22 protein-coding genes are annotated in these 21,341 nt (G+C 67.2%); 18 read left to right on the top strand and 4 right to left on the bottom strand.

Annotation, left to right across the window (positions count from 1 at the left end):
- Nucleotides 1-220 precede the first annotated feature (220 nt).
- From sucC to lpdA, 13 genes are all read left to right on the top strand, one after another.
- A complete protein-coding gene (sucC, locus tag JNL31_RS14285) occupies nucleotides 221-1,414 on the top strand; it encodes an ADP-forming succinate--CoA ligase subunit beta (RefSeq protein ID WP_294974481.1) in 1,194 nt (397 codons plus the stop codon).
- A 39-nt stretch (nucleotides 1,415-1,453) separates the two neighbouring features.
- Nucleotides 1,454-2,482 carry a hypothetical protein gene (locus tag JNL31_RS14280; protein WP_294974479.1) on the top strand — a complete coding sequence of 343 codons (1,029 nt, stop codon included), beginning with the start codon at nucleotides 1,454-1,456 and terminating at the stop codon, nucleotides 2,480-2,482.
- 21 nt (nucleotides 2,483-2,503) lie between these two features.
- The gene (sucD, locus tag JNL31_RS14275; protein ID WP_294974476.1) at nucleotides 2,504-3,388 is read left to right on the top strand and encodes a succinate--CoA ligase subunit alpha; all 885 of its coding nucleotides are present in this window, start codon (nucleotides 2,504-2,506) and stop codon (nucleotides 3,386-3,388) included.
- A 55-nt stretch (nucleotides 3,389-3,443) separates the two neighbouring features.
- Nucleotides 3,444-4,226 carry a hypothetical protein gene (locus JNL31_RS14270; protein WP_294974474.1) on the top strand — a complete coding sequence of 261 codons (783 nt, stop codon included), beginning with the start codon at nucleotides 3,444-3,446 and terminating at the stop codon, nucleotides 4,224-4,226.
- A gap of 195 nt (nucleotides 4,227-4,421) precedes the next feature.
- A complete protein-coding gene (locus JNL31_RS14265) occupies nucleotides 4,422-5,579 on the top strand; it encodes a glycosyltransferase family 2 protein (protein WP_294974471.1) in 1,158 nt (385 codons plus the stop codon).
- On the top strand, nucleotides 5,576-8,545 hold the full coding sequence (locus JNL31_RS14260; protein WP_294974468.1) for a 2-oxoglutarate dehydrogenase E1 component: 2,970 nt from the start codon (nucleotides 5,576-5,578) through the stop codon (nucleotides 8,543-8,545). Before JNL31_RS14265 ends, JNL31_RS14260 begins: the two co-directional genes overlap by 4 nt.
- Before the next feature lie 20 nt (nucleotides 8,546-8,565).
- Nucleotides 8,566-9,825 (top strand): 2-oxoglutarate dehydrogenase complex dihydrolipoyllysine-residue succinyltransferase, encoded by a 1,260-nt coding sequence (gene odhB, locus JNL31_RS14255; protein ID WP_294974466.1) that lies wholly within the window; start codon nucleotides 8,566-8,568, stop codon nucleotides 9,823-9,825.
- A 66-nt stretch (nucleotides 9,826-9,891) separates the two neighbouring features.
- Nucleotides 9,892-10,080 carry a hypothetical protein gene (locus tag JNL31_RS14250; protein WP_294974463.1) on the top strand — a complete coding sequence of 63 codons (189 nt, stop codon included), beginning with the start codon at nucleotides 9,892-9,894 and terminating at the stop codon, nucleotides 10,078-10,080.
- 203 nt (nucleotides 10,081-10,283) lie between these two features.
- Complete coding sequence (locus JNL31_RS14245; protein ID WP_294974461.1) at nucleotides 10,284-10,523, top strand: hypothetical protein; 240 nt, start codon at nucleotides 10,284-10,286, stop codon at nucleotides 10,521-10,523.
- Nucleotides 10,520-11,023, top strand: a complete 504-nt coding sequence (locus tag JNL31_RS14240) for a hypothetical protein (RefSeq protein ID WP_294974458.1) — start codon at nucleotides 10,520-10,522, stop codon at nucleotides 11,021-11,023. The genes JNL31_RS14245 and JNL31_RS14240 overlap by 4 nt, the downstream gene beginning before the upstream one ends.
- Entirely contained in the window at nucleotides 11,020-11,970 is a 951-nt protein-coding gene (locus JNL31_RS14235; RefSeq protein WP_294974455.1) for a glycosyltransferase family 2 protein, read from the top strand. The genes JNL31_RS14240 and JNL31_RS14235 overlap by 4 nt, the downstream gene beginning before the upstream one ends.
- Entirely contained in the window at nucleotides 11,967-12,362 is a 396-nt protein-coding gene (locus JNL31_RS14230) for an MAPEG family protein (RefSeq protein ID WP_294974452.1), read from the top strand. The genes JNL31_RS14235 and JNL31_RS14230 overlap by 4 nt, the downstream gene beginning before the upstream one ends.
- Before the next feature lie 31 nt (nucleotides 12,363-12,393).
- Nucleotides 12,394-13,782 carry a dihydrolipoyl dehydrogenase gene (gene lpdA / locus JNL31_RS14225; protein ID WP_294974450.1) on the top strand — a complete coding sequence of 463 codons (1,389 nt, stop codon included), beginning with the start codon at nucleotides 12,394-12,396 and terminating at the stop codon, nucleotides 13,780-13,782.
- Between the two features lie 75 nt (nucleotides 13,783-13,857).
- Here lpdA and JNL31_RS14220 read toward each other — a convergent pair whose 3' ends face one another.
- Complete coding sequence (locus tag JNL31_RS14220) at nucleotides 13,858-14,580, bottom strand: serine/threonine protein phosphatase (RefSeq protein ID WP_294974447.1); 723 nt, start codon at nucleotides 14,578-14,580, stop codon at nucleotides 13,858-13,860.
- Between the two features lie 17 nt (nucleotides 14,581-14,597).
- Complete coding sequence (gene hemC, locus JNL31_RS14215; RefSeq protein ID WP_294974444.1) at nucleotides 14,598-15,536, bottom strand: hydroxymethylbilane synthase; 939 nt, start codon at nucleotides 15,534-15,536, stop codon at nucleotides 14,598-14,600.
- A 93-nt stretch (nucleotides 15,537-15,629) separates the two neighbouring features.
- On the opposite strand from hemC, the gene hemE reads away from it, so the two are divergent.
- The 3 genes from hemE to JNL31_RS14200 all read left to right on the top strand — a co-directional run bounded on the left by hemE (nucleotide 15,630) and on the right by JNL31_RS14200 (nucleotide 19,074).
- Complete coding sequence (gene hemE / locus JNL31_RS14210; RefSeq protein WP_294974440.1) at nucleotides 15,630-16,658, top strand: uroporphyrinogen decarboxylase; 1,029 nt, start codon at nucleotides 15,630-15,632, stop codon at nucleotides 16,656-16,658.
- Nucleotides 16,659-16,737: 79 nt separating this feature from the next.
- Nucleotides 16,738-18,030 carry a class I SAM-dependent methyltransferase gene (locus tag JNL31_RS14205; RefSeq protein ID WP_294974438.1) on the top strand — a complete coding sequence of 431 codons (1,293 nt, stop codon included), beginning with the start codon at nucleotides 16,738-16,740 and terminating at the stop codon, nucleotides 18,028-18,030.
- Nucleotides 18,031-18,174: 144 nt separating this feature from the next.
- A complete protein-coding gene (locus tag JNL31_RS14200) occupies nucleotides 18,175-19,074 on the top strand; it encodes a DMT family transporter (RefSeq protein ID WP_294974435.1) in 900 nt (299 codons plus the stop codon).
- Nucleotides 19,075-19,111: 37 nt separating this feature from the next.
- On the opposite strand, the gene JNL31_RS14195 is transcribed toward JNL31_RS14200, so the two are convergent.
- Together JNL31_RS14195 and JNL31_RS14190 are read right to left on the bottom strand one after the other, a co-directional pair.
- Entirely contained in the window at nucleotides 19,112-19,840 is a 729-nt protein-coding gene (locus JNL31_RS14195) for an acyl-CoA dehydrogenase family protein (protein ID WP_294974432.1), read from the bottom strand.
- Nucleotides 19,734-20,288 carry an acyl-CoA dehydrogenase family protein gene (locus JNL31_RS14190; RefSeq protein WP_294974430.1) on the bottom strand — a complete coding sequence of 185 codons (555 nt, stop codon included), beginning with the start codon at nucleotides 20,286-20,288 and terminating at the stop codon, nucleotides 19,734-19,736. The genes JNL31_RS14195 and JNL31_RS14190 overlap by 107 nt, the downstream gene beginning before the upstream one ends.
- Nucleotides 20,289-20,414: 126 nt before the next feature.
- Between JNL31_RS14190 and JNL31_RS14185 the strand changes: the two genes are divergently transcribed.
- Nucleotides 20,415-21,107 (top strand): helix-turn-helix domain-containing protein, encoded by a 693-nt coding sequence (locus JNL31_RS14185; RefSeq protein ID WP_294974428.1) that lies wholly within the window; start codon nucleotides 20,415-20,417, stop codon nucleotides 21,105-21,107.
- Between the two features lie 86 nt (nucleotides 21,108-21,193).
- Nucleotides 21,194-21,341, top strand: a 148-nt coding sequence (locus JNL31_RS14180) for a helix-turn-helix domain-containing protein (RefSeq protein ID WP_294974586.1), incomplete at its 3' end; no start/stop codon positions are given.

Here is a 21,341-nt window from a genome sequence, read left to right as displayed (position 1 = left end):
TCTGGCCATGCCGCCGGTGATTCGCGCCCTGATCTGGCGTTACCGCCACCATGTGATCACGCTTTTCCATCGTGTGATCACACGTTTCAGAAATGTGATCACATCGTTCATTTTCCCGGCATTTCGCCCGCATTACAGGCATTTGCCGTTTGGATCGGAAACGAACCCATGCCAGAACGCCCCTGACCACTTCCCGACCGTGATACCCAAGGGGCGCCCCATGAACATCCACGAATACCAGGCGAAAGAGCTTCTGCGCAGCTACGGCATCCCGGTCAGTGACGGCCGCGTGGTCCTGAAGGCCGAGGACGCCAAGACCGCCGCGGGCGAGCTTGACGGCCCGCTCTGGGTGGTGAAGTCGCAGATCCACGCCGGGGGCCGCGGCAAGGGCCATTTCAAGGAACCCGAGGCCGGGGAAAAGGGCGGCGTCCGCCTTGCCCGCAGCGTGGGCGAGGCCGCCGAATTCGCCCGCCAGATGCTGGGCCGCACCCTTGTCACCATCCAGACCGGGCCGGCAGGCAAGCAGGTCAACCGCATCTACATCGAGGACGGCTCGGACATCGAGCGCGAGTTCTACCTCGCCTTCCTGATCGACCGGCAGACCAGCCGCATCTCCATCGTCGCCTCCACCGAAGGCGGGATGAGTATCGAGGACGTGGCGCATGACACGCCCGAGAAGATCCACACCTTCACCATCGACCCCGCCACCGGCCTGCAGGATTTCCACGGCCGCCGCGTCGCCTTCGCCCTCGGCCTCTCCGGCGGGCAGGTCAAGCAATGCGTGGGGATCGTGAAGAAGCTCTACCAGCTGTTCCTCGACAAGGACATGGACATGCTGGAGATCAACCCCTTCTGTCTGCTCAAGGACGGCACCCTCCGCCTTCTGGACGCCAAGATGGGCTTCGACGGCAACGCGATCTACCGCCACCCCGACATCGCCGCCCTCCGCGACGAGACCGAGGAAGACCCGAAGGAACTCGCCGCCTCGAAATTCGACCTGAACTACATCGCGCTGGATGGTGAGATCGGCTGCATGGTCAACGGCGCGGGCCTTGCGATGGCCACGATGGACATCATCAAGCTCTACGGCGCCGAACCGGCCAACTTCCTCGACGTGGGCGGCGGCGCGACGAAGGAGAAGGTTACGGAAGCCTTCAAGATCATCACCTCCGACCCGCAGGTGAAGGGCATCCTCGTCAACATCTTCGGCGGCATCATGCGCTGCGACATCATCGCCGAAGGCGTGATCGCCGCGGTGAAGGAAGTCGGCCTCAAGGTCCCGCTGGTGGTGCGGCTGGAAGGGACGAACGTCGAGCTTGGCAAGGACATCATCCGCAAGTCGGGCCTGAACGTCATCGCGGCCGACGACCTGAAGGACGGGGCCGAGAAGATCGTGAAGGCGGTGAAGGGGTAAGACCGACAGTCGGCTGACACGCAAAGGAGCCCGGTGCAGATGGACTTCCTCACCTTCGAGGATCGCGAGCAGGACCTGCCGGCACTGATACTGCTGGCCGTCAGCCTGGGGCGCAATTGCCCGGGGTCCCGCCTGCACCTGCCGGCGCGCAACCTTGGCTCGACAGCTCTCGATTGGCTGGGCCGACAACCGAACGTCGTCCTGCACCAAGACCTGTGGGCCGAGGACACGTTCTGGAACATCAAGCCGTACCTCCTTGAACAGATGCTTGCCCGCGACATCCGGCGCATCACCTGGCTGGACGCCGACCTGATGGTGACAGCCGATCTCTCGGGCTATTTCCGCTACCTTTCCGATGACACGATCCTTGTGGCTCAGGAAGGCTTTCGCAGCCGTCACGCCGGCACCGGCGGCCGCACCATCGCCATCGGCCAGCCCATCGCGCGCGAACTGGGCTACACCGTCAACTCTTGCGTCGTCAGCGTCACCGCGCGGCACCAGCCGCTCTTGGAGCGCTGGAAATCCCTGCTGCGCTCGGACCTCTACCAGACCGCTGACCCGCGCTTCATCACGGGGGACCAGGACGTCCTGGGCGGTCTTCTGGGCGGAACCGACTTCGCGCAGGTTCCGGTCACTCCGCTGCAAACTGGCCGTGACATCGCCCATGACATGCTGCCGGGCGACTTCGGCCTGTTCCAGCGCCTTGCCACGCTGCGCAACGGCGAACCGCGCTTCGTCCATGCGCAGGGCCGCAAGACCTGGCGCTACACCCCCGGCTCTCCCGAAGCGCTGTCGCTGCTAAGCCAGCTCAGCCTGCACCGGCAATGGGCCAAGGCGCACAGCGCCGACATGCCCCCTGGCCAGACGGCCTGGATTTCCAATGATGGTGCGCTGGCCCGCACGATGCTTCGCCTTCTGCCCCGCAACCCCAGCCTGCGCGGCCTGCCGATCGGAATGATCGGCAGCGCGCTGAACCTTGCCTACATTATCCGCAACAAACTGCGGCGGAACCCGACGTTCCACGTCGGGCAGATGCCGGACGGCGGCCCGCCCGCTTCCCCCACCTGAGATCGTCACAAGGAAAGCCCCATGTCCGTCCTCGTCAACAAATCAACGAAAGTCATCTGCCAAGGCTTCACCGGCTCGCAGGGCACCTTCCACTCCGAACAGGCCATCGCCTACGGCACGCAGATGGTCGGCGGCGTGACCCCCGGCAAGGGCGGGACCGAACACCTCGGCCTCCCCGTCTTCGACTCCGTCCACGAGGCCGTGGTCAGGACCGGCGCCGATGCGACCGCAATCTACGTCCCGCCGCCCTTCGCCGCCGACTCGATCCTTGAGGCCATCGACGCCGAAATCCCGCTGATCGTCTGCATCACCGAGGGCATCCCGGTCCTCGACATGATGAAGGTCAAGCGCGCGCTCATCAACTCGAAGTCCCGCCTCATCGGCCCGAACTGCCCCGGCGTCCTGACCCCCGGCGAATGCAAGATCGGCATCATGCCGGGGTCCATCTTCTCCAAGGGCTCGGTCGGCGTCGTCTCCCGCTCCGGCACGCTGACCTATGAGGCCGTGAAGCAGACCACCGATGTCGGCCTCGGCCAGACCACCGCCGTCGGCATCGGCGGCGACCCGATCAAGGGCACCGAACATATCGACGTGCTGGAGATGTTCCTCGCCGACCCGGCGACCCAGTCGATCATCATGATCGGCGAGATCGGCGGGGCCGCCGAAGAAGACGCCGCCCAGTTCCTCGCCGATGAAAAGAAGAAGGGCCGCTGGAAACCCACCGCCGGTTTCATCGCCGGCCGCACCGCCCCCCCGGGCCGCCGCATGGGCCATGCCGGAGCCATCGTCGCGGGCGGCAAGGGCGACGCGGGCTCGAAGATCGAGGCGATGAAACGCGCCGGGATCGTGGTGGCCGACAGCCCGGCGGGCTTGGGCGAGGCGGTGCTGAAGGCAATCAAGGGCTGATCATGCGACGGGGCGGAGGGCAGCAGGGGTTCCAAGGAAGGCGGGAGGTCTCCCCATGACCCGCCCGAAGAACATCATCCTGCTGACCGCCACCATCCGACCGATGGCGGACAACTTCAGCACCGCCAGGTGTGACCCCGGGGTCCGCCGCCGCGACTACGAACAGGCGCTGCGGTTCTATCTCGGGCTCGGGAAAGGTGTCGTGGACGGCATCCTCTTCCTTGAAAACTCCGACGCCGACCTCTCCAGCCTCGAAGCCATCGCGAAAACCGACAACCCCGACAAGATCCCGGCCCGCTTCATCCAGGCGCTCTCCGACTGCCCGCCTGACTACGGCAAGGGCCATGCCGAGCTGACCCTGATGGACAAGGGCTACGCGGAAGCCATCAAGGGCCAGCCGGAAACCACCCGGTACTGGAAGGTCACCGGGCGGCTGATCATCCAGAACATCGCCGCCCTCATCCGCACCGCCCCGCCTGCGTTCCAGCTCTACATCGACCTGCGCCTCGTGCCGCGCGCCCTGCGCGGCTTCGGCACGGACAAATGGGCCGACACCCGGATCATCGGCTTCACCCCCGAAGGCTACCGCAAGCATATCCTCGACAAGCGGCAGATCGTCGGAACGCCGGACCATGTCTTCGTCGTGGAAGAGGCGCTGTTTCCGGTCTACCTCGACGCCTGGAAAGCTGGCGCCGCGATCGAGCCCCGTTTCGCCGTGCAACCCGTCATGATCGGGGTGGGCGCGGACTCCAACAAGAATTACAACGACCTGCCCTCGCGACTGAAGAATTCCGTCCGCCGGATGACCCGGCGGTACGCCCCCTCGCTCTGGTTGTGATCCGATGACAGGCACGCACCAAGAGCTGACCTTCACCTCCCTGATCGGACCAGTGGCAATTGCGTCGCGGTCGTGCGGCATGAAGCCGACGCAAGCCATGCGGACCGGCCTTGCCAAGTCCGTGCAAGTCCCGGACCGGGCATCCCGGTCCGCTTCATGGCGGCCCACGCCCTTGTCTTGCTTGAGGGTCGCCCCATGACTCTCCCCACCTGGTCGCACTGCATCCCCACGCTGAACCGGATCGACATCCTGGAGCAGGCGGTAAGGCTGTCGCTTCTCCAGACCTGCCCGTCCCAGGAAATCATCATCGTCGACGCCAGCGACAACGTGGACCGGCACCGCGCCCGGATCGAGGCCATCTTCGCGGCCCACGAAGGCCCCAGACCCGCGCTCCACTACATCGCCAGCCCCCTCAGATCGCTGACCCATCAACGCAACATTGCCATTCGGCGCGCGGTGGGCGATGTCCTCTTTCTCTTCGACGACGACACCCTGATGTTCTCCGACTGCGCCGAAGCGATCCTCAAGATCTACGCCGGCGACACCGGCCACAAGATTGCCGCCGCATCTGCGGTCAACACCCCTGACCTCCCCGGTGCAGCCCGGGTCGCCGACGACGACCGGAAGGTCACCGGGTCCGCCGCCATCCGCTCTGGCCCGCGCGACCATCCCGCCTTGCGCTGGATCTGGGACCATGTCTTCATGATGAACGCCGCCAGCCACTTCATCGCCTACGACACGCCCCGGCGGCTGGAGAAGCCCGGGACGGTGACAGTCGGCGCCCTCCGTCTCCTTCGCCTGCCGCTCCTGCCCGGCTATGCCATGACCGTCCGTGCCGAGATCGCGCGGCGCGAGCCCTTCGACAGCGCGCTGCTTTCCTACTGTCCGGCGGAAGATCTGGACGCCACCTACCGCTTCTCTCGGCACGGCATGAACGTCCTCTGCGAGACCGCTCGCGTCCACCATTTCGAAGCCGCCTCCGGCCGGATCGAACGCCGCAAGGCCATCACGCTCGGGCTGATGAACCTCGCTTCCTTCGTTGCGCGCAAAAGCGCCCGCCCGGTACGCGACATCCCGGCCTATTACCTGCGCTACGGTCGCCGCCTCGTGGCCGAGCTTCTGAAGGACGGGCTCAGTCGCCGCTTCACCTTCCCGCAGTTCCTGGGCGCGCTTTCCGCCTTCTGGCCCACCGTGGCCATCTTCCGCCACGGCCGCACAGGCTTTGACGATTGGTATCAAGCGCAGCAGATGCGCGTCCTTGACTGGCCATCCGTTCGTCCGGCCCCGGTTCTTCCATCTGCCGGGCCGACCGCTTCCACGTCTCCGCACAACCACAAGGGATCAGGCAAATGACCGATCAATCCCCGAACGCCCAGTTCCACTCTTCCTCTTTCCTCGACGGGGCCAATGCCGATTACGTCGACCAGCTTCAGGCCCGCTACGCCACCGATCCCAACTCGGTCGACGCAGCCTGGGCCGAGTTCTTCCGCGCCCTTGGCGACAGCGAGGTCGACGCAAAGCGCGCCGCGTCCGGTCCGAGCTGGGCCCGCACCGACTGGCCTCCACATCCGGCCGACGACCTGACCGCCGCGCTGACCGGCGAATGGGCCGCTCCGCCCCCGGCGAAAGAAGCCCGGGCCGCGGGCGAGAAAATCGCCGCCAAGGCCGCCGAGGCAGGCGTCGCCCTCAGCCAGGAACAGATCCAGCGCGCCGTGCTCGACTCGATCCGCGCGCTCATGATCATCCGGGCCTACCGGATCCGTGGCCACCTCGCCGCCGACCTCGACCCCCTCGGCATGACCGAACGCGGCAACCACCCGGAGTTGGAGCCTGTCTCCTACGGCTTTGCCGAGTCGGATATGGACCGGCCGATCTTCATCGACAACGTGCTGGGGCTGACCCATGCCTCGATGCGCGAGATCATCGACATCGTGAAGCGCACCTATTGCGGCACCTTTGCGCTCCAGTACATGCACATCTCCGACCCCGAACAGGCGGCCTGGCTGAAGGAGCGGATCGAGGGCTATGGCAAGGAAATCGCCTTCACGCGCGAGGGCCGCAAGGCAATCCTGAACAAGCTGGTCGAGGCAGAGGGCTACGAGAAGTTCCTCCATGTCAAATACATGGGCACCAAGCGCTTCGGCCTCGACGGCGCGGAATCGGTGATCCCGGCGATGGAGCAGATCATCAAGCGCGGCGGAGCGCTTGGGGTGAAGGACATCATCATCGGCATGCCGCACCGGGGGCGGTTGAACATTCTTGCCAACGTGATGCTGAAACCCTACCGGGCGATCTTCCACGAATTCCAGGGCGGGTCCTACAAACCCGAGGACGTGGATGGCTCGGGCGACGTGAAATACCACCTCGGCGCCTCCTCGGACCGTGAGTTCGACGGCAACAAGGTTCACCTGTCGCTGACCGCCAACCCCTCGCATCTTGAAGCCGTGAACCCCGTCGTCCTTGGCAAGGTCCGCGCCAAGCAGGACCAGATGAACGACGCCATCGACCGCACCGCCTGCCTGCCGATCCTTCTGCACGGCGACGCGGCCTTTGCCGGTCAGGGCGTGGTCGCCGAATGTCTTCAGCTTTCCGGCATCAAGGGCCACCGCACCGGCGGCTGCATCCACATCATCGTCAACAACCAGATCGGTTTTACCACCGCGCCCGCCTTTAGCCGCTCCTCGCCCTATCCGACCGACATCGCCCTGATGGTCGAGGCACCGATCTTCCACGTCAACGGCGACGATCCGGAAGCCGTGGTCCATGCCGCCAAGGTCGCGACCGAGTTCCGCCAGAAGTTCCACAAGGACGTGGTCATCGACATCTTCTGCTACCGCCGCTTCGGTCACAACGAAGGCGACGAGCCGATGTTCACCAACCCGGCGATGTACAACCGCATCCGCAAGCAGAAGACCACGCTGCAACTTTACACCGACCGCCTCGTCGCCGACGGCCTGATCCCGGAAGGCGAGATCGAGCAGATGAAAGCGGCTTTCCAGGCCCGGCTGAACGAGGAGTTCGAGGCCGGCAAGTCCTTCCTGCCGAACAAGGCCGACTGGCTGGACGGCCGCTGGAAGAACCTTGTGACCAAGGACCTCAACAACTACCAGCGCGGCGAGACCTGGATCAAGGCCGAGACCCTTGCCGAAGTGGGAGCAGCCCTGACCCGCGTGCCCGACGGGTTCGATTTGCACAAGACGGTGGGCCGTCAGCTCGACGCAAAGCGGGAAATGTTTGCAAAAGGTCAAGGCTTCGACTGGGCGACGGCCGAGGCTCTGGCCTTCGGATCGCTGGAGCTGGAAGGCTTCCCGGTGCGCCTCTCGGGCCAGGACTGCACCCGCGGCACCTTCTCGCAGCGGCATTCCGGCTGGGTCGACCAGACGACCGAGGAACGCTACTATCCGCTGAACCACATCCGCCCCGGCCAGGCGCGGTACGAGGTCATCGACTCGATGCTCTCGGAATATGCCGTCCTTGGCTTCGAATACGGCTATTCGCTGTCGGAACCGAACGCGCTCACGCTCTGGGAAGCCCAGTTCGGCGATTTCGCCAACGGCGCGCAGATCATGATCGACCAGTTCATCAACTCGGGCGAATCGAAATGGCTGCGGATGTCGGGCCTCGTCATGCTTCTGCCGCACGGCTACGAGGGCCAGGGGCCGGAGCATTCCTCGGCCCGGCTGGAACGGTTCCTGCAACTCAGCGCCGAAGATAACTGGATCGTGGCCAACTGTTCGACGCCCGCCAACTACTTCCACATCCTGCGCCGCCAGTTGCACCGGACCTACCGGAAGCCGCTGATCCTGATGACGCCGAAGTCGCTCCTGCGGCATCCGATGGCGATCAGCCGGGCGGAAGACTTCACCGATGGCTCGACCTTCCACCGCGTCCTCTGGGACGATGCGCAGAAAGGCAATTCGACCCAGAAGCTGAAACCCGACGACAAGATCAAGCGGGTCGTCCTCTGCTCGGGCAAGGTCTACTACGACCTCCTCGCCGAACGTGACGCCCAGGGGCTGGAAGACACCTATCTCCTCCGCGTCGAGCAGCTCTACCCGGTGCCGTCCATCTCGCTCACCCAGGAACTCGGGCGTTTCCCGAAGGCTGAATTCGTCTGGTGCCAGGAAGAACCGAAGAACCAGGGCGCCTGGTCCTTCATCGAGCCCGAACTTGAGGCGATCCTCACCAAGCTGCGCGGCAAGCCCACGCGGATGAGCTTCGCCGGCCGCAAGGCCAGCGCCTCGCCCGCCACGGGCCTCGCCTCCCGCCACAAATTCGAACAGCAACAACTCGTCGCCCAGGCCCTTGGCCTGAACTGACCGAAGACCGGAGAACAGACATGACTGATGTAATGGTGCCCGCCCTCGGCGAATCCGTGTCCGAGGCCACCGTATCGACCTGGTTCAAGAAACCGGGCGATGCCGTGAAGCAGGACGAGATGCTCTGCGAACTGGAAACCGACAAGGTCTCGGTCGAGGTGCCCTCGCCCGTCGCCGGCGTCCTCGCCGAGATCCTGGCGCCGGAGGGCACGACCGTCGCCGCCAACGCCCGCCTCGCCATCGTGACCGAGGGTGCGACGGCGGCCCCGAAGGCCGAGGCCCCGGCTCCGGTGACGCCCGATCCGAAGATCAAGGCCGCCGCCGCCATCGGCTCGCCGGGTGCGGGGCATGAGGAAGTCACCCCGCGCGCCGACGTGGAAAACGCGCCCTCCGCGAAAAAGGCGCTGGCCGAGGCCGGTCTTTCCGCCGACGAGGTCAAGGGCACCGGCCGCGACGGTCGGGTGATGAAGGAAGACGTCGCCCGCACCGTCGCCGGTGCCGCAGGTGCCGCCGCCGCTGCCGCTGCCCCCGCACCCGCCCCCGCCGCCATCCCGCGCGCCCCGGTGCCAGCGGATGATGCCGCGCGCGAGGAACGGGTGAAGATGACGCGCCTGCGCCAGACCATCGCCCGCCGCCTGAAGGACGCGCAGAACACCGCCGCGATGCTGACGACCTACAACGAGGTCGACATGTCCGGCATCATGTCCTTGCGCAACGAATACAAGGACGCCTTCGAGAAGAAGCACGGCGTCAAGCTCGGCTTCATGTCCTTCTTCGTCAAAGCCTGCTGCCACGCGCTGAAGGAAGTCCCCGAGGTCAACGCCGAGATCGACGGCCAGGACGTGGTCTACAAGAACTACGTCCACATGGGCGTCGCCGTCGGCACCCCCTCCGGCCTCGTCGTCCCCGTGGTGCGCGACGCCGACCAGATGAGCTTCGCCGCCATCGAGAAGAAGATCGCCGAGCTTGGCCTCCGCGCCCGCGACGGCAAACTGTCGATGGCAGAGATGCAGGGCGGCTCCTTCACCATCTCCAACGGCGGCGTCTACGGCAGCCTGATGTCGTCGCCCATCCTGAACCCTCCGCAGTCCGGGATTCTGGGAATGCACAAGATCCAGGACCGCCCCGTCGTGGTAAACGGCCAGATCGTCATCCGCCCGATGATGTATCTCGCGCTGAGCTACGACCACCGGATCGTCGACGGCAAGGGCGCGGTGACGTTCCTGGTGCGGGTCAAGGAAGCGCTGGAGGACCCGAGGCGGCTGTTGATGGATTTGTGAAACAACGAGAACTCTGTTTTCGCTGATAAACCGTCAAACGCGAGGTCTACCTTGATGGCCAGAGTCTTGTGGTTGCTGATCCCAAACGCTGTCCTCGCATTGTGGATCGCGCACCTCTTTGGTTGGAGCAGCATGTGGGGAATAGGACTGCACATTCTTGTTTCGGTTGCATTGCTGTTCTTCGGCCTGCTGCTGCTTCTATCGGTTGGAGATCTGCTTGTTCATCTGAGACGGCTGTTCTCGCGTGAAGAGTGAGGCTCCATTTCGTAGGGTGCGCTATAGCGCACCATCCGCCGACGCGCTGTAGCGCACCCTACACTACTTCCAGCCGGCCACCCCCACCCCGGACCCCACATGACCCACCCCACCCCCACCGCCGCCCGCAAAGCGCCTCCCCTCCCCCTCGTGGGAAGGGGCCGGGGGGTGGGGGGCACCCCGCCCGCCCAAGGAGCCCACAAATGACCCAACTCCTGATCCAGACCTCCGCCCCCGACTACACCGCCTGGAAAGCCGCCTTCGACGCGGAAGCCGAGAACATAGCCGCAGCCAGCCTCAACACCCTGCAAATCTGGAAAGGCGACGGCAACGCGGTCCTCGTCCTCTTCGAGGTCGCCGACCGCAAGAACGCGCAAGCGTGGCTCGACAAGCAGGCCGCCTTCGGTCGCGGCTACCGGGCGGAATTCCTGGAAACCGCATGACCCGCCCCATCCACACCGCCGCGCCAAGCGCCTCCCCTCCCCCTCGTGGGCAGGGGCCGGGGGTAGAGTGCCGCCCGCATCCCACCCGTAGGGTGCGCTACAGCGCACCACTCCTCGCCCTCCTCCTCGCCGCCCCGCTGTCGGCCCAGGTCATCCCCACCGGCACCCCCGCCGCCGACATCCTCCTGTCGCAGGCCATCGCGGAACACCGCGTCTTCCTCACCTGCTCCGCCCTCGACCCGCTGACGCACCAGCAAATCCTGACGAACTGGCAGAAGGACACCGCCGCCGCAACCGCCATCCTGCAAGCCCACACCGTCCCGCAAGACGCCATCGCCGCCTTCACCACCGCCGCCGACCCCGCCGTCCTGATGCCCGCCGACGACACCCCCTGGGCCGAGGTCAAGGGCCTTTGCGACACCCACCCCGACTGGCAGAAGACCTACTACGAATTCAACCTGACGATCCTCGAGCTGAAACTGCCCGGGGCCTTCCAGTGACCGCCATCGCGCTCATGTCCTGCATGCGGAACGAAGGCATCCACATCCTGGAATGGCTGGCCTACCACCGGGTGATCGGCTTCGGCCCCATTGTCATATGCACCAACGACTGCGACGATGGCTCCGACCACCTGCTCGACGTTCTCGCCACCCATGGCGCCGTCGACCACCTGCCGAACCCGATGACCCCCGGCGTTCCGCCGCAAATCCGCGGCACGTCCCTTGTCATGGCGCAGCTGGAGCCCAGCCCCGCCAACTGGCTGGCCCATCTCGACAGCGACGAATTCCTGAACATCGCCCCCGGGGCGGCACCGGTGGGGGGGCTCGTCGCCCGGGCCGAGGATGCCCATGTGATCGCGCTGCCCTGGCGGCTCTTCGGCGACAACGGTCACAACGACTGGCCGGGCGAGACGCTGAATGCCTTCACCGCCTGCGAGGCAGCGATCGACCCCGCCACCGTCAAGTTCAAGTCGCTGTTCCGCTTCCGCGACTTCGCGGCGGCAAGCGACCACATGCCCACCGCGCCCCGGATCGAAACGCCCCTTGCCGTGAACGGCGCGGGCGAACCGCTGTCCTCCGCCGTGCTGCACGGCCCCCCGCGCGCCCGCTACGCTCCGGCCGAGATCGCGGTCCGGGGCGGGGCTGTGATCAATCACTACGCCATCCGCTCGACCGACGTCTTCCTGCTGAAGCACGACCGCGGCGGCGGCATGGGGCCCCTGTCGAACAAGTATCGCCTCGGCTCGAAATGGCACCGCCACGCCAACCGCAACGAGGTGCAGGACCGCTCGATCCTCCGCCGCTGGCCGGAGGTCGCGGCGGAACTCGCCCGCCTCCGCGCCCTGCCCGGCGTCAGCGCAGCCGAGGCCGCCTGCCGCGACTGGTTCACCGAAGCCCGGACCCAGCGCCCGACCCAACCCCACCGTCCCAAGGGAGCCGCCGCATGACCCCGGAACTGACCGCCCTCGCCCTCGCCGGGCTCCTGCAGGCCGTGCAGCTGAACCTCTTCGCCGTTCCCGCGAACCTGGAGCTTGGCACCGGCTACACCTCCAGCCCGCGCGACACCCCGCCGTCCCGGCCGCTCTCCGCCCTGACCGGGCGGCTGCAACGCGCGATGAACAACCATTTCGAGGGGCTGATCCTCTTCACCCTTGCCGTCACCGTCGTGACCCTCGGCAACCAGTCCACCGCCCTCACCCAATACGCCGCCTGGACCTATCTCGCCGCGCGCGTGCTCTACATACCCGCCTATGCCTTCGGCTGGCGCCCTTGGCGTTCGGCGATCTGGGGGATAGGCTTCCTCGCAACCCTGACGATGATCCTGGCCGCCCTTTTCTAGGCGTGGATCACCCCTACCCAAGGACCTGACCATGGCAGAATTCGACACCATCATCATCGGCGCCGGCCCCGGCGGCTATGTCGCCGCGATCCGCGCAGCCCAGCTTGGCCAGAAGGTCGCCTGTGTCGAGGGGCGCGAGACGCTCGGAGGCACCTGCCTCAACGTCGGCTGCATCCCCTCGAAGGCGCTTCTCCACGCCACGCACCTCCTGCACGAGACGCACGAGAACTTCGAGAAGATGGGCCTGATGGGCGCTCCTCCCACCGTCGACTGGGCGAAGATGCAGGCCTACAAGGCCGATGTCGTCACCGGCAACACCAAGGGGATCGAGTTCCTGTTCAAGAAGAACAAGGTGACATGGCTGAAAGGCTGGGCCAGCATTCCCGCCCCCGGCCAGGTGAAGGTCGGCGACGAGGTCCACTCGGCCAAGAACATCGTCATCGCCACCGGCTCCGAAGCCTCCAGCCTTCCCGGCGTGACGGTCGATGAGGAAACCATCGTCACCTCCACCGGCGCCCTGACTCTCGCCAAGCCTCCGAAGTCGATGGTCGTCATCGGCGCGGGCGTGATCGGGCTTGAGATGGGCTCGGTCTACGCCCGGCTCGGCACGCAAGTCACCGTGGTCGAATATCTCGACGCCATCACCCCCGGCATGGACGCCGAGGTCGCCAAGAGCTTCCAGCGCATCCTGTCGAAACAGGGCCTGAAATTCGTGCTCGGGGCCGCCGTCCAGTCCGTCACCAAGGGCAAGACCGGCGCGACCGTCACCTGGAAGCTGAAGAAGAACGACAGCGAGGCCAGCCTCGACGCTGACATCGTCCTCCTCGCCACCGGCCGCAAACCCTACACCAGCGGACTTGGCCTCGAAGTCCTGGGCGTCGAGACCGGCCCCCGCGGCACGATCAAGACCGACGACCACTTCCAGACCAATATCCCCGGCCTCTACGCCATCGGCGATGCCGTCGCCGGTCCGATGCTCGCCCACAAGGCGGAAGACGAAGGCATGGCGGTGGCCGAGATCCTGTCCGGCAAGCACGGCCATGTGAACTACAACGTCATCCCCGGCGTGATCTACACCACGCCCGAGGTCGCCTCGGTCGGCAAGACCGAGGAACAGCTGAAAGAAGACGGCCGCGCCTACAAGGTCGGCAAGTTCCCCTTCATGGGCAACGCGCGGGCCAAGGCGATCTTCCAGGCCGAAGGCTTCGTCAAGCTTCTCGCCGACAAGGAAACCGATCGCATCCTCGGCTGCCACATCATCGGCCCCGGCGCGGGCGACCTGATCCACGAAGTCTGCGTCGCGATGGAATTCGGCGCCTCTGCCCAGGACCTCGCGCTCACCTGCCACGCCCACCCGACCTATTCGGAAGCCGTGCGCGAAGCCGCCCTCGCCTGCGGCGACGGCGCGATCCACGCCTGACCGGGTCGCGCGCCCTTCAACGCGCCTCCCCCTCGCAAGAAACGGGCAGGGTGGGCAAAATGCCCACCTCTCGCCCTACCGCCGCAACCGCCCCAGGGTCAGCCCCGCCGCGCGCAGCTCCCGGCTCCCCGACCGCGACCGGGCCAGCCCCGCGGCCAGCCACCCCACCGGCGTCAGCCACCAGACCAGCCGCCGCACCGCCACCATCGCCCCTTCCGGCGCCGAAACCGCGTAAGCATCCAGCGCCGCATCCAGCCAGCGCGGATCACCGGGCCAGGCGGTGAACGCCGTCTGTGCGAACATCACCACATCCGCCGCCTGCCAGAACCCCGCCCGCCGCGCCCGCCGGAACCGCTCCAGGTCGATGAACCGCGCCTCCGCCCCGTCCCAGCAGACATCACGCACCGCCGGGCGGCCATGCGCCAACCCAGCCCGATGCAAACGGCCCAGTGCCTGCCCTGCCTCGGCAAAGGCCCGCAGCTTTTCCGCCTCGCCGCGACCGGTGTCTGCCACCACCGCCGTCAGAACCGGCCCCGCATCCGGCATCAGCATCCAGTCCGGCCCCTCCGCCGCGACGCCCGCCACCGGCACCCCCGCCGCCGCCAGCGCCCGCAGCCCCTCGCGTTCCGCCGCGAAGGCCCGCCCCGGATCGCCCTTCTGCAGCCGAAGCCGCCCCGACAGCCGCTCCACCCGCTTCAGCCAGAACCGCCGACCGTCCGGCAGCACGACTGCCCGCACCCGACGGGGTGGTTCGGCCAATGCCGCCTGCAGCGCTGTCTCCAGGTCAGGATCGATCAAGCGCGCACTCCCGGCCCTCAGCCGAAGAACCCCGGGCCCGCGCGCTCCAGCAGTTCCTCCGCCAGCACGCGACCGATCGTCGCCCCCTGATCCACCGGCCCTCGCCGCTCGCCGCTGACCGACGCCGACCCGTCCGGCCGCAGGATTTCCCCGCGCAGCCAGACTTCCCCGCCCTCGACCACCGCAAGCCCGGCAATCGGCGTCTGGCACGATCCGTCCAGCCGTAGCAGGAACGCCCGCTCCGCCGCCAGCCGCAAGCCGGTTTCCGCATCATGGACCCTGGCCAGCATTGCCGCCACCCCTGCGTCGTCCGCCCGCCGCTCCACCCCGATCGCCCCCTGCGCCACCGCAGGCAGCATCTCCTCCGGCGCGATCGCGCCGCGCGCCACATCCGCCATCCCCAGCCGCGTCAGCCCCGCCATGGCAAGGAACGTCGCCTCCGCCACCCCTTCCTCCAGCTTGCGCATCCTTGTCTGCACGTTGCCGCGGAACTCCACCAGCTTCAGATCCGGTCGCCGCAGCGCCAGTTGCGCCCGCCGCCGCAACGACGACGACCCGACCGTGGCCCCCAAAGGCAGCTCGGCAATCGACCCATGGCGCGGCGACACGAAGGCATCCCGCACATCCGCCCGCTTCAGGTAGCAGTCCAGCACCAGCCCCTCGGGCTGCAAGGTCGGCATGTCCTTCATCGAATGCACCGCGATGTCGATGCCCCGGTCCAAGAGCGCCTCCTCGATCTCGCGGGTGAAAAGCCCCTTGCCGCCGATCTCGCGCAGCGCCTTGTCCTGGACCTGGTCGCCCGTGACCTTGATCACCACCACCTCGAACGCCGCCTCGGGCAGGCTGAACGCCTCCATCAGGCAGCGCCGCACCTCATGCGCCTGCCACAGGGCCAGGGGCGAGCCACGGGTTCCGATCTTCAGAGGTTCAGCGGGGGTGGGCAGGTCATCGCGCATGGGCATGGCTTACCCCCGCCGGGCCAGGCTTACAACTCTTGACATCCCCCGCCTGTCAGCCGACCCAAGGGCGACCCGACAGGAAGCAGACCCATGACCAAGACCATCCTCCGCGCGCTCAAGGGCGAGGTGCTGCCCACCCCCCCGATCTGGATGATGCGCCAGGCCGGCCGCTACCTGCCGGAATACCGCGAGACGCGCGCCAAGGCGGGCGATTTCCTCACGCTCTGCTACACCCCCGACCTCGCCGCGGAAGTCACCCTGCAACCGATCCGCCGCTACGGGTTCGACGCGGCCATCCTCTTCGCCGACATCCTCCTCCTGCCCCAGGCGCTCGGCCCGAAACTCTGGTTCGAGACCGGCGAAGGCCCCCGGATGGAAACCACCGACACCGCCGCCCAGGTCGCCAACCTCAAGCCCACCGAAGCGATCCACGAGACCCTCGCGCCCATCTACCAAACCATCCGCATCCTGACCCGGGAACTCCCGACCGAGACAACGCTCATCGGTTTCGCCGGTGCCCCCTGGACCGTCGCCACCTACATGATTGCCGGGCGCGGCTCGAAGGACCAGGCCGCCGCCCATGCGCTCAAATCCCACGACCGCCCCACCTTCCAGGCCCTGATCGACCGCATCACCGAGGCGACCGTCGAATACCTCTCCGCCCAGATCGAGGCCGGGGCCGAGGTGGTGAAACTCTTCGACAGCTGGGCCGGAAGCCTGAAAGGCCAGGACTTCCGCGACTTCGCCGAAGCCCCCGCCGCCAGGATCATCGCCGCCCTGAAAGCCCGCCACCCCGGCGTGCCCGTCATCGCCTTCCCGCGCGAGGCCGGCCAGGGCTATATCGGCTTTGCCCACCGCACCGGCGCCGACTGCGTCGCCATCGACAATTCCGTCAGCCCGGAATGGGCCGCCGCCAACGTCCAGATCGACGGCTGCGTCCAGGGCAACCTCGCGCCCGAGCACATGGTCACCGGCGGCCAGGCCCTGATCGCCGCCACCCGGCATGTGGTGAAGGCCTTCTCCAAAGGGCCGCACATCTTCAATCTCGGCCACGGCATCACCCCCGAGGCGCATCCCGACAACGTCCAACTGATGATCGACACGATCCGCGGCACCTGACCCGCCGAACTGCCCTCCGATAGACATCCCGACGACCCACCTGTAATGACGGTCGCACATCCGCCACTGGAGAGAGCCGATGGCCAAGAAAATCGACGACGTCTACACCGGCTCTGTCGCCTCCAGGTATGACGAGGTCCGCAACCGCCTGCCGCGCTGGAAGCGCGAAGCCTCGGTGATCGAACCCGTCCTGCGCGGCATTCCCTCCCGCAGCAGCGTCCTTGATGTCGCCGCCGGCACCGCGCGCTGGCTTCCCGTCTACAAGGAGCTTGACCTGAAGGTCACGCTGACCGACGCCTCCGCCGACATGCTGGCCATAGCCGCCGAAAAGGCCCGTTCGCTCGGGGTCGAGGCCCGCGTCGAACAGATCAGCGCGATCGACGACACCCCCTTCCCCAAGGCCGACACGGTCGTCACCACCAACTTCCTCAACTGGATATCCCTCGCCGACGTCGAGATCTGCCTGCGCAAGATGCGCCAGACCGGGGCGGGCACCTATCTCCTGATGATCGCCTACATTCCGCAGCACTGGTCCGCCGCCCAGCGGCTGCGCGCCCGCCTGCGCATCTCGTGGAAGAACCTCCGCACCCGGCTCGGCATCCGCGAGAAAGGCATCTACCACCTGCACGAGGAACAGGACGTCCGCGCCATGTTCCGCCGCGTGGGCCTCGATGTCGTGCAAGAAGCGGTGATCGAGGAAAACGCCAAGAAGCGCGTCACCTTCATCACGGCGAAACCCGTGGGCGAGCTTCCGGTCGTCACCATCGACGAGGTCGTCGTCGCCAAGGAAAGCGCGGTGATCGACGGCAAGTCCTACGCGATCAAGGCCGGTACCTGGGCCTTCTATGTGCCCGAACTGCAAATGAAGATCCTGCGGGCGGCCGACGGCACCTGCGCCTACGACCACCCGCTTGCCCCCGATCCTGAGGTCGTCCGCGCCGCGCCGCCCGACCAGATGTTCCGGCGCTACACGGCCGCCGAATGGGCCGCCTCGATCGACAAGCCGGTGCTTGAACGCGCGGCCGAGAATTGCCTGATTGCCGAACGGCTGGCCCGGAACGGCTTTGGCGCGGCCCTGCGCGCGGCCGTCGTCGTCAGGTCCTACCGCCATGGCGAAGCCGGCAAGCCGACGCAGTCCGGCGGCATGATCCTCGACAATCTCCTGGCCTATGCCCGCCGCCCCGACGTGACCGAGGACGAATTCCGCAAGGCAGGCCTAGTGCCGGACCGGTTCAAGAGCTGCATTCGCCAGCAGATCCGCGGCTACGTCAGCGATTTCAACGCCGTCTTCGGCATCCAGCTTGTCGGCGCCGAGGCCCGGGTCGCCGCCCTTCGGGGCCGGATGGCCGACGCCATCGCCAGCCCGGGCTGAGCCACCGGCCAGCGCGCGACACGCCGCCAAGGCGCGGCAATTGCGATCCTCCCCGCCCTCGCCCCCCGTCTTCGCGCGCAGGGCGGATCAAGCCCGTCGACCCGCCCCCCCCCGGGACATCCCGCCACCGACAGCAGCCGACCCATGGACCACCTCTGGATCCCCGTAACCCTCGCCGCCGCCCTCGCCCAGACCGGGCGCAACGCCGCCCAGCGCGGGCTGACCGAACGGCTCGGCACGCTGGGCGCGACCAATGTCCGCTTCCTCTTCGGCCTGCCCTTCGCCTGCGCCTTCCTCGGCCTCGCCCTCTGGCTAAGCGGCACACCGCCGCTCCCCCTCACCCCCCGGGCCCTCGGCTTCACCGCGCTCGGGGCCGCCGCGCAGATCACCGCCACCGCGCTCATGCTGCAAGCCATGCGCCACCGGGGCTTCGGCATCGTCACCGCCTGGCTGAAGGTCGAGCCCGTCCTGGTTGCCCTCACCGGCTGGGCCGTGCTGGACGAGCCGCTGACGCTGCCGATGCTCGGCGCCATCGCCGTCTCCATCGGCGGAGTGCTGGTGATGACCCTGAAACCCGGCCAGGGCCGCGCCATGCTGTCCGGCCTCGGCCCCGCCGCGCTCGGCCTTGCGGCGGGCCTCTGCTTCGGCCTCTCCGCCATCGGCTTTCGCGGCGCGATCACCGCGCTCCCCGAGGGCACGTTCCTGATCCGCGCCCTCACCATCCTTGCCCTCTCGCTCGCCCTCCAGACCGCAGCGCTCGGCCTCTGGCTCGCCTTCCGCGACCGCCCTGCCCTTACCGGCAGCCTTCGCGCCTTCGGCCCCTCGCTGGCGGCAGGCTTCCTTGGCGCCCTCGCCTCGGCCTTCTGGTTCACCGGCTTTGCCCTGACCACGGCCGCCAATGTCCGCACGCTGGCGCTGGTCGAGGTGATCTTCGCCCTCCTCCTCGCCCGGATAGCCTTCGGCCAGCGCACCAGCCCGCGCGAACTGCTCGGGCTGGCGATCCTTCTTGCGGGCGTCGCCCTTCTGCTGCGCAGCCAGTCCTGACGGCAGCGGTCGGGCGGGCTATGCCCCACGCGCCGGATCAGAACACAGTCGCCACCGGCTCGCCCAGCGCCAGCGCGCCCGCATACTGCGCCTGCGCACCCTTCTGCATCGGGTGATAGCGCGCGCCCTGGATGTCGCGGAAGCAGCGTTCCAGCCCGGCGGCCCGATAGAACCCCGCCCCGCCCGCCAGTTCCATCGCCAGCTCCACCGCCCGGATCGCGTGATCCGCGACCAGGGTCTTCGCCATCATCACCTCGTTCACGCTGTCGGCTGACGGAGCATTCCTGTCCACCGCCGCCAGCATCGCGCCATGCGCGATCTCGGCGCCCCGCAGCTCGGTCTCCATCCGCCCGACCAGCGACCGCAGGTCCGGCGTCATCGCCCGCTTCTTCGCCAACTCCAGCGCAATCTCCCGCGCCCGGTCCGACACGCCCAGATAGGCCGCATAGACCAGCGGAAACGCCGTCGTCGCGATGATCTGGAACAGCGGGTGCCATTCCCCCGCCTTCCGCTTCAGGGCGACGCCCGCCTCCGGCACGAACAGCCCGTCGATCACCACGTCATGCGACCCGGTGCCCCGCATCCCGAGCGTATGCCAGGTGTCCTCCACCCGCACCTCCTTGGCCTTCATCGGCGCCCCGAAATGCAGCACGAAGCGTTCACCGCCCTCCTCGAGCACCGCGCCGGTCATCAGCAGATCGCCCGCCTCGGCGCCCGAGGTGAAGACCTTGCGCCCGCTGACCCTGTAGCCGCCCTCGACCCTCACCGCCGTGGTAGCCGCCCTCGACCCTCACCGCCGTGCCGGACCCGGCAATCCAGTCCGACCCGCCGCTCGACAGCAGCACGATCCGCTCGGCCGCCACCCGCCGCAGCAGCGGTTCCACCGCCGCAATCTTCTGGTGCCGCCAGCGCCAGGCCGGGATCGCCACCTGATGCGTATGCATCGAAAACGCCAGCGCCGTCGACCCGCAGGCCCGGCCCAGGACGCGCAGCATGCCCGCAAGCTCGCGCACCTCCGCGCCGCCGCCGCCCAGTTCCGCCGGAACCCCGGCCTCGACCAGCCCCGCGTCCTTCAGCAACCCGTAGTTCTCGGCGACAAACCGATCCTCGGCATCCGCCCGGGCAGCGCCCGCCCCAATCCTTTCCGACAAACCCTCGGCAATCGTCACTGCATCCCCGGTCTCCACGGCCCGTTTCTCTGCTGTCAAACTCATTGGTTCACTCCGTTTCAATGAATGCCCCAAGGATCGCGAAATCGCCGGTTTCCGGCCAGTCCACGATCTGTACTAGGTCGCACAGGGCGCCGGTGGTAGGATCGGGTCTCCAATCAGGAAAGCGCCATGCCCGAGTCATCCGGTTACGGCCAGTTCTGCCCCGTCTCCATGGCGTCAGAGATCCTCTGTTCGCGCTGGACCATCGTGCTCTTGCGCGAAATGCTCTGCGGCTCCACCCGCTTCAACGACCTGCGCCGCGGTCTCGCACGCATGTCGCCGACGCTGTTGTCGAAGCGCCTGAAGGAACTTGAACTGGCCGGGGTGATCCGCAGCGTTCCCACCCCCTCCGGCGCGTCCGAATACAAGCTGACCGAGGCAGGCGAAGACCTGCGCCCCATCATCCTCGGCATCGGCAACTGGGGCCAGCGCTGGGTGGAATCGCGCCTGTCGCTCCGCAACCTCGACCCGACGCTCCTGATGTGGGACATGCGCCGCAACCTCTCGACCGACCCCCTTCCGCCGCGCCGCTGCACGATACAGTTTCTGTATCCCGAACTGGCAACGACCCATCGCAACTACTGGCTGGTCGTCGAATCGGGCGGGGTCGACCTCTGCTACACCGACCCCGGCTTCGAGATCGATCTCCTCGTGACAAGCTCGCTCCGCACCATGACCTCGATCTGGATGGGCCTTGCCCGGCTGGACGCCGAGGTCCGGGCAGGCCATGTCCAGCTGGAGGGCGATCCCGCCATCCGCCGCGCGATGCAGCACTGGCTGAAGCTCAGCACCTTTGCCCCGGTCGAACGCCGGGTTGCGTGACGGCGGTCGAACCTGCCGGGCGAACTGTTAAGAAAGCATAGCCTCTAGAAAGGAACGCAACACCTGAGGTTTGGAGGGGGGTTGCGATGGAGAGGCGGGGGCGGCATCTGGACGCATGCGAGCGTGCGGTGATCTTTGCGGAGCATCGCCGGGGCACGAGCCAGCGGGAGATCGCGCGGCTTCTGGGCCGGTCCGCCAGCACGATCTGTCGCGAGCTGTCGCGGGGGCGGGTAT

Source organism: Tabrizicola sp. (genome assembly GCF_016792905.1).
Lineage (GTDB): Bacteria > Pseudomonadota > Alphaproteobacteria > Rhodobacterales > Rhodobacteraceae > Tabrizicola.
The sequence above is the reverse complement of the archived record's forward strand: the minus strand, read 5'-3'. Positions and strand labels throughout refer to the sequence as shown.

Bases quoted from the DNA above. Each gene is read 5' to 3' on its own strand.
- sucC (WP_294974481.1), top strand. From the start codon at position 221: ATGAACATCCACGAATACCAGGCGAAAGAGCTTCTGCGCAGCTACGGC.
- JNL31_RS14280 (WP_294974479.1), top strand. From the start codon at position 1,454: ATGGACTTCCTCACCTTCGAGGATCGCGAGCAGGACCTGCCGGCACTG.
- sucD (WP_294974476.1), top strand. From the start codon at position 2,504: ATGTCCGTCCTCGTCAACAAATCAACGAAAGTCATCTGCCAAGGCTTC.
- JNL31_RS14270 (WP_294974474.1), top strand. From the start codon at position 3,444: ATGACCCGCCCGAAGAACATCATCCTGCTGACCGCCACCATCCGACCG.
- JNL31_RS14265 (WP_294974471.1), top strand. From the start codon at position 4,422: ATGACTCTCCCCACCTGGTCGCACTGCATCCCCACGCTGAACCGGATC.
- JNL31_RS14260 (WP_294974468.1), top strand. From the start codon at position 5,576: ATGACCGATCAATCCCCGAACGCCCAGTTCCACTCTTCCTCTTTCCTC.
- odhB (WP_294974466.1), top strand. From the start codon at position 8,566: ATGACTGATGTAATGGTGCCCGCCCTCGGCGAATCCGTGTCCGAGGCC.
- JNL31_RS14245 (WP_294974461.1), top strand. From the start codon at position 10,284: ATGACCCAACTCCTGATCCAGACCTCCGCCCCCGACTACACCGCCTGG.
- JNL31_RS14240 (WP_294974458.1), top strand. From the start codon at position 10,520: ATGACCCGCCCCATCCACACCGCCGCGCCAAGCGCCTCCCCTCCCCCT.
- JNL31_RS14230 (WP_294974452.1), top strand. From the start codon at position 11,967: ATGACCCCGGAACTGACCGCCCTCGCCCTCGCCGGGCTCCTGCAGGCC.
- lpdA (WP_294974450.1), top strand. From the start codon at position 12,394: ATGGCAGAATTCGACACCATCATCATCGGCGCCGGCCCCGGCGGCTAT.
- hemC (WP_294974444.1), bottom strand. From the start codon at position 15,536: ATGCGCGATGACCTGCCCACCCCCGCTGAACCTCTGAAGATCGGAACC.
- hemE (WP_294974440.1), top strand. From the start codon at position 15,630: ATGACCAAGACCATCCTCCGCGCGCTCAAGGGCGAGGTGCTGCCCACC.
- JNL31_RS14205 (WP_294974438.1), top strand. From the start codon at position 16,738: ATGGCCAAGAAAATCGACGACGTCTACACCGGCTCTGTCGCCTCCAGG.
- JNL31_RS14200 (WP_294974435.1), top strand. From the start codon at position 18,175: ATGGACCACCTCTGGATCCCCGTAACCCTCGCCGCCGCCCTCGCCCAG.
- JNL31_RS14190 (WP_294974430.1), bottom strand. From the start codon at position 20,288: ATGAGTTTGACAGCAGAGAAACGGGCCGTGGAGACCGGGGATGCAGTG.
- JNL31_RS14185 (WP_294974428.1), top strand. From the start codon at position 20,415: ATGCCCGAGTCATCCGGTTACGGCCAGTTCTGCCCCGTCTCCATGGCG.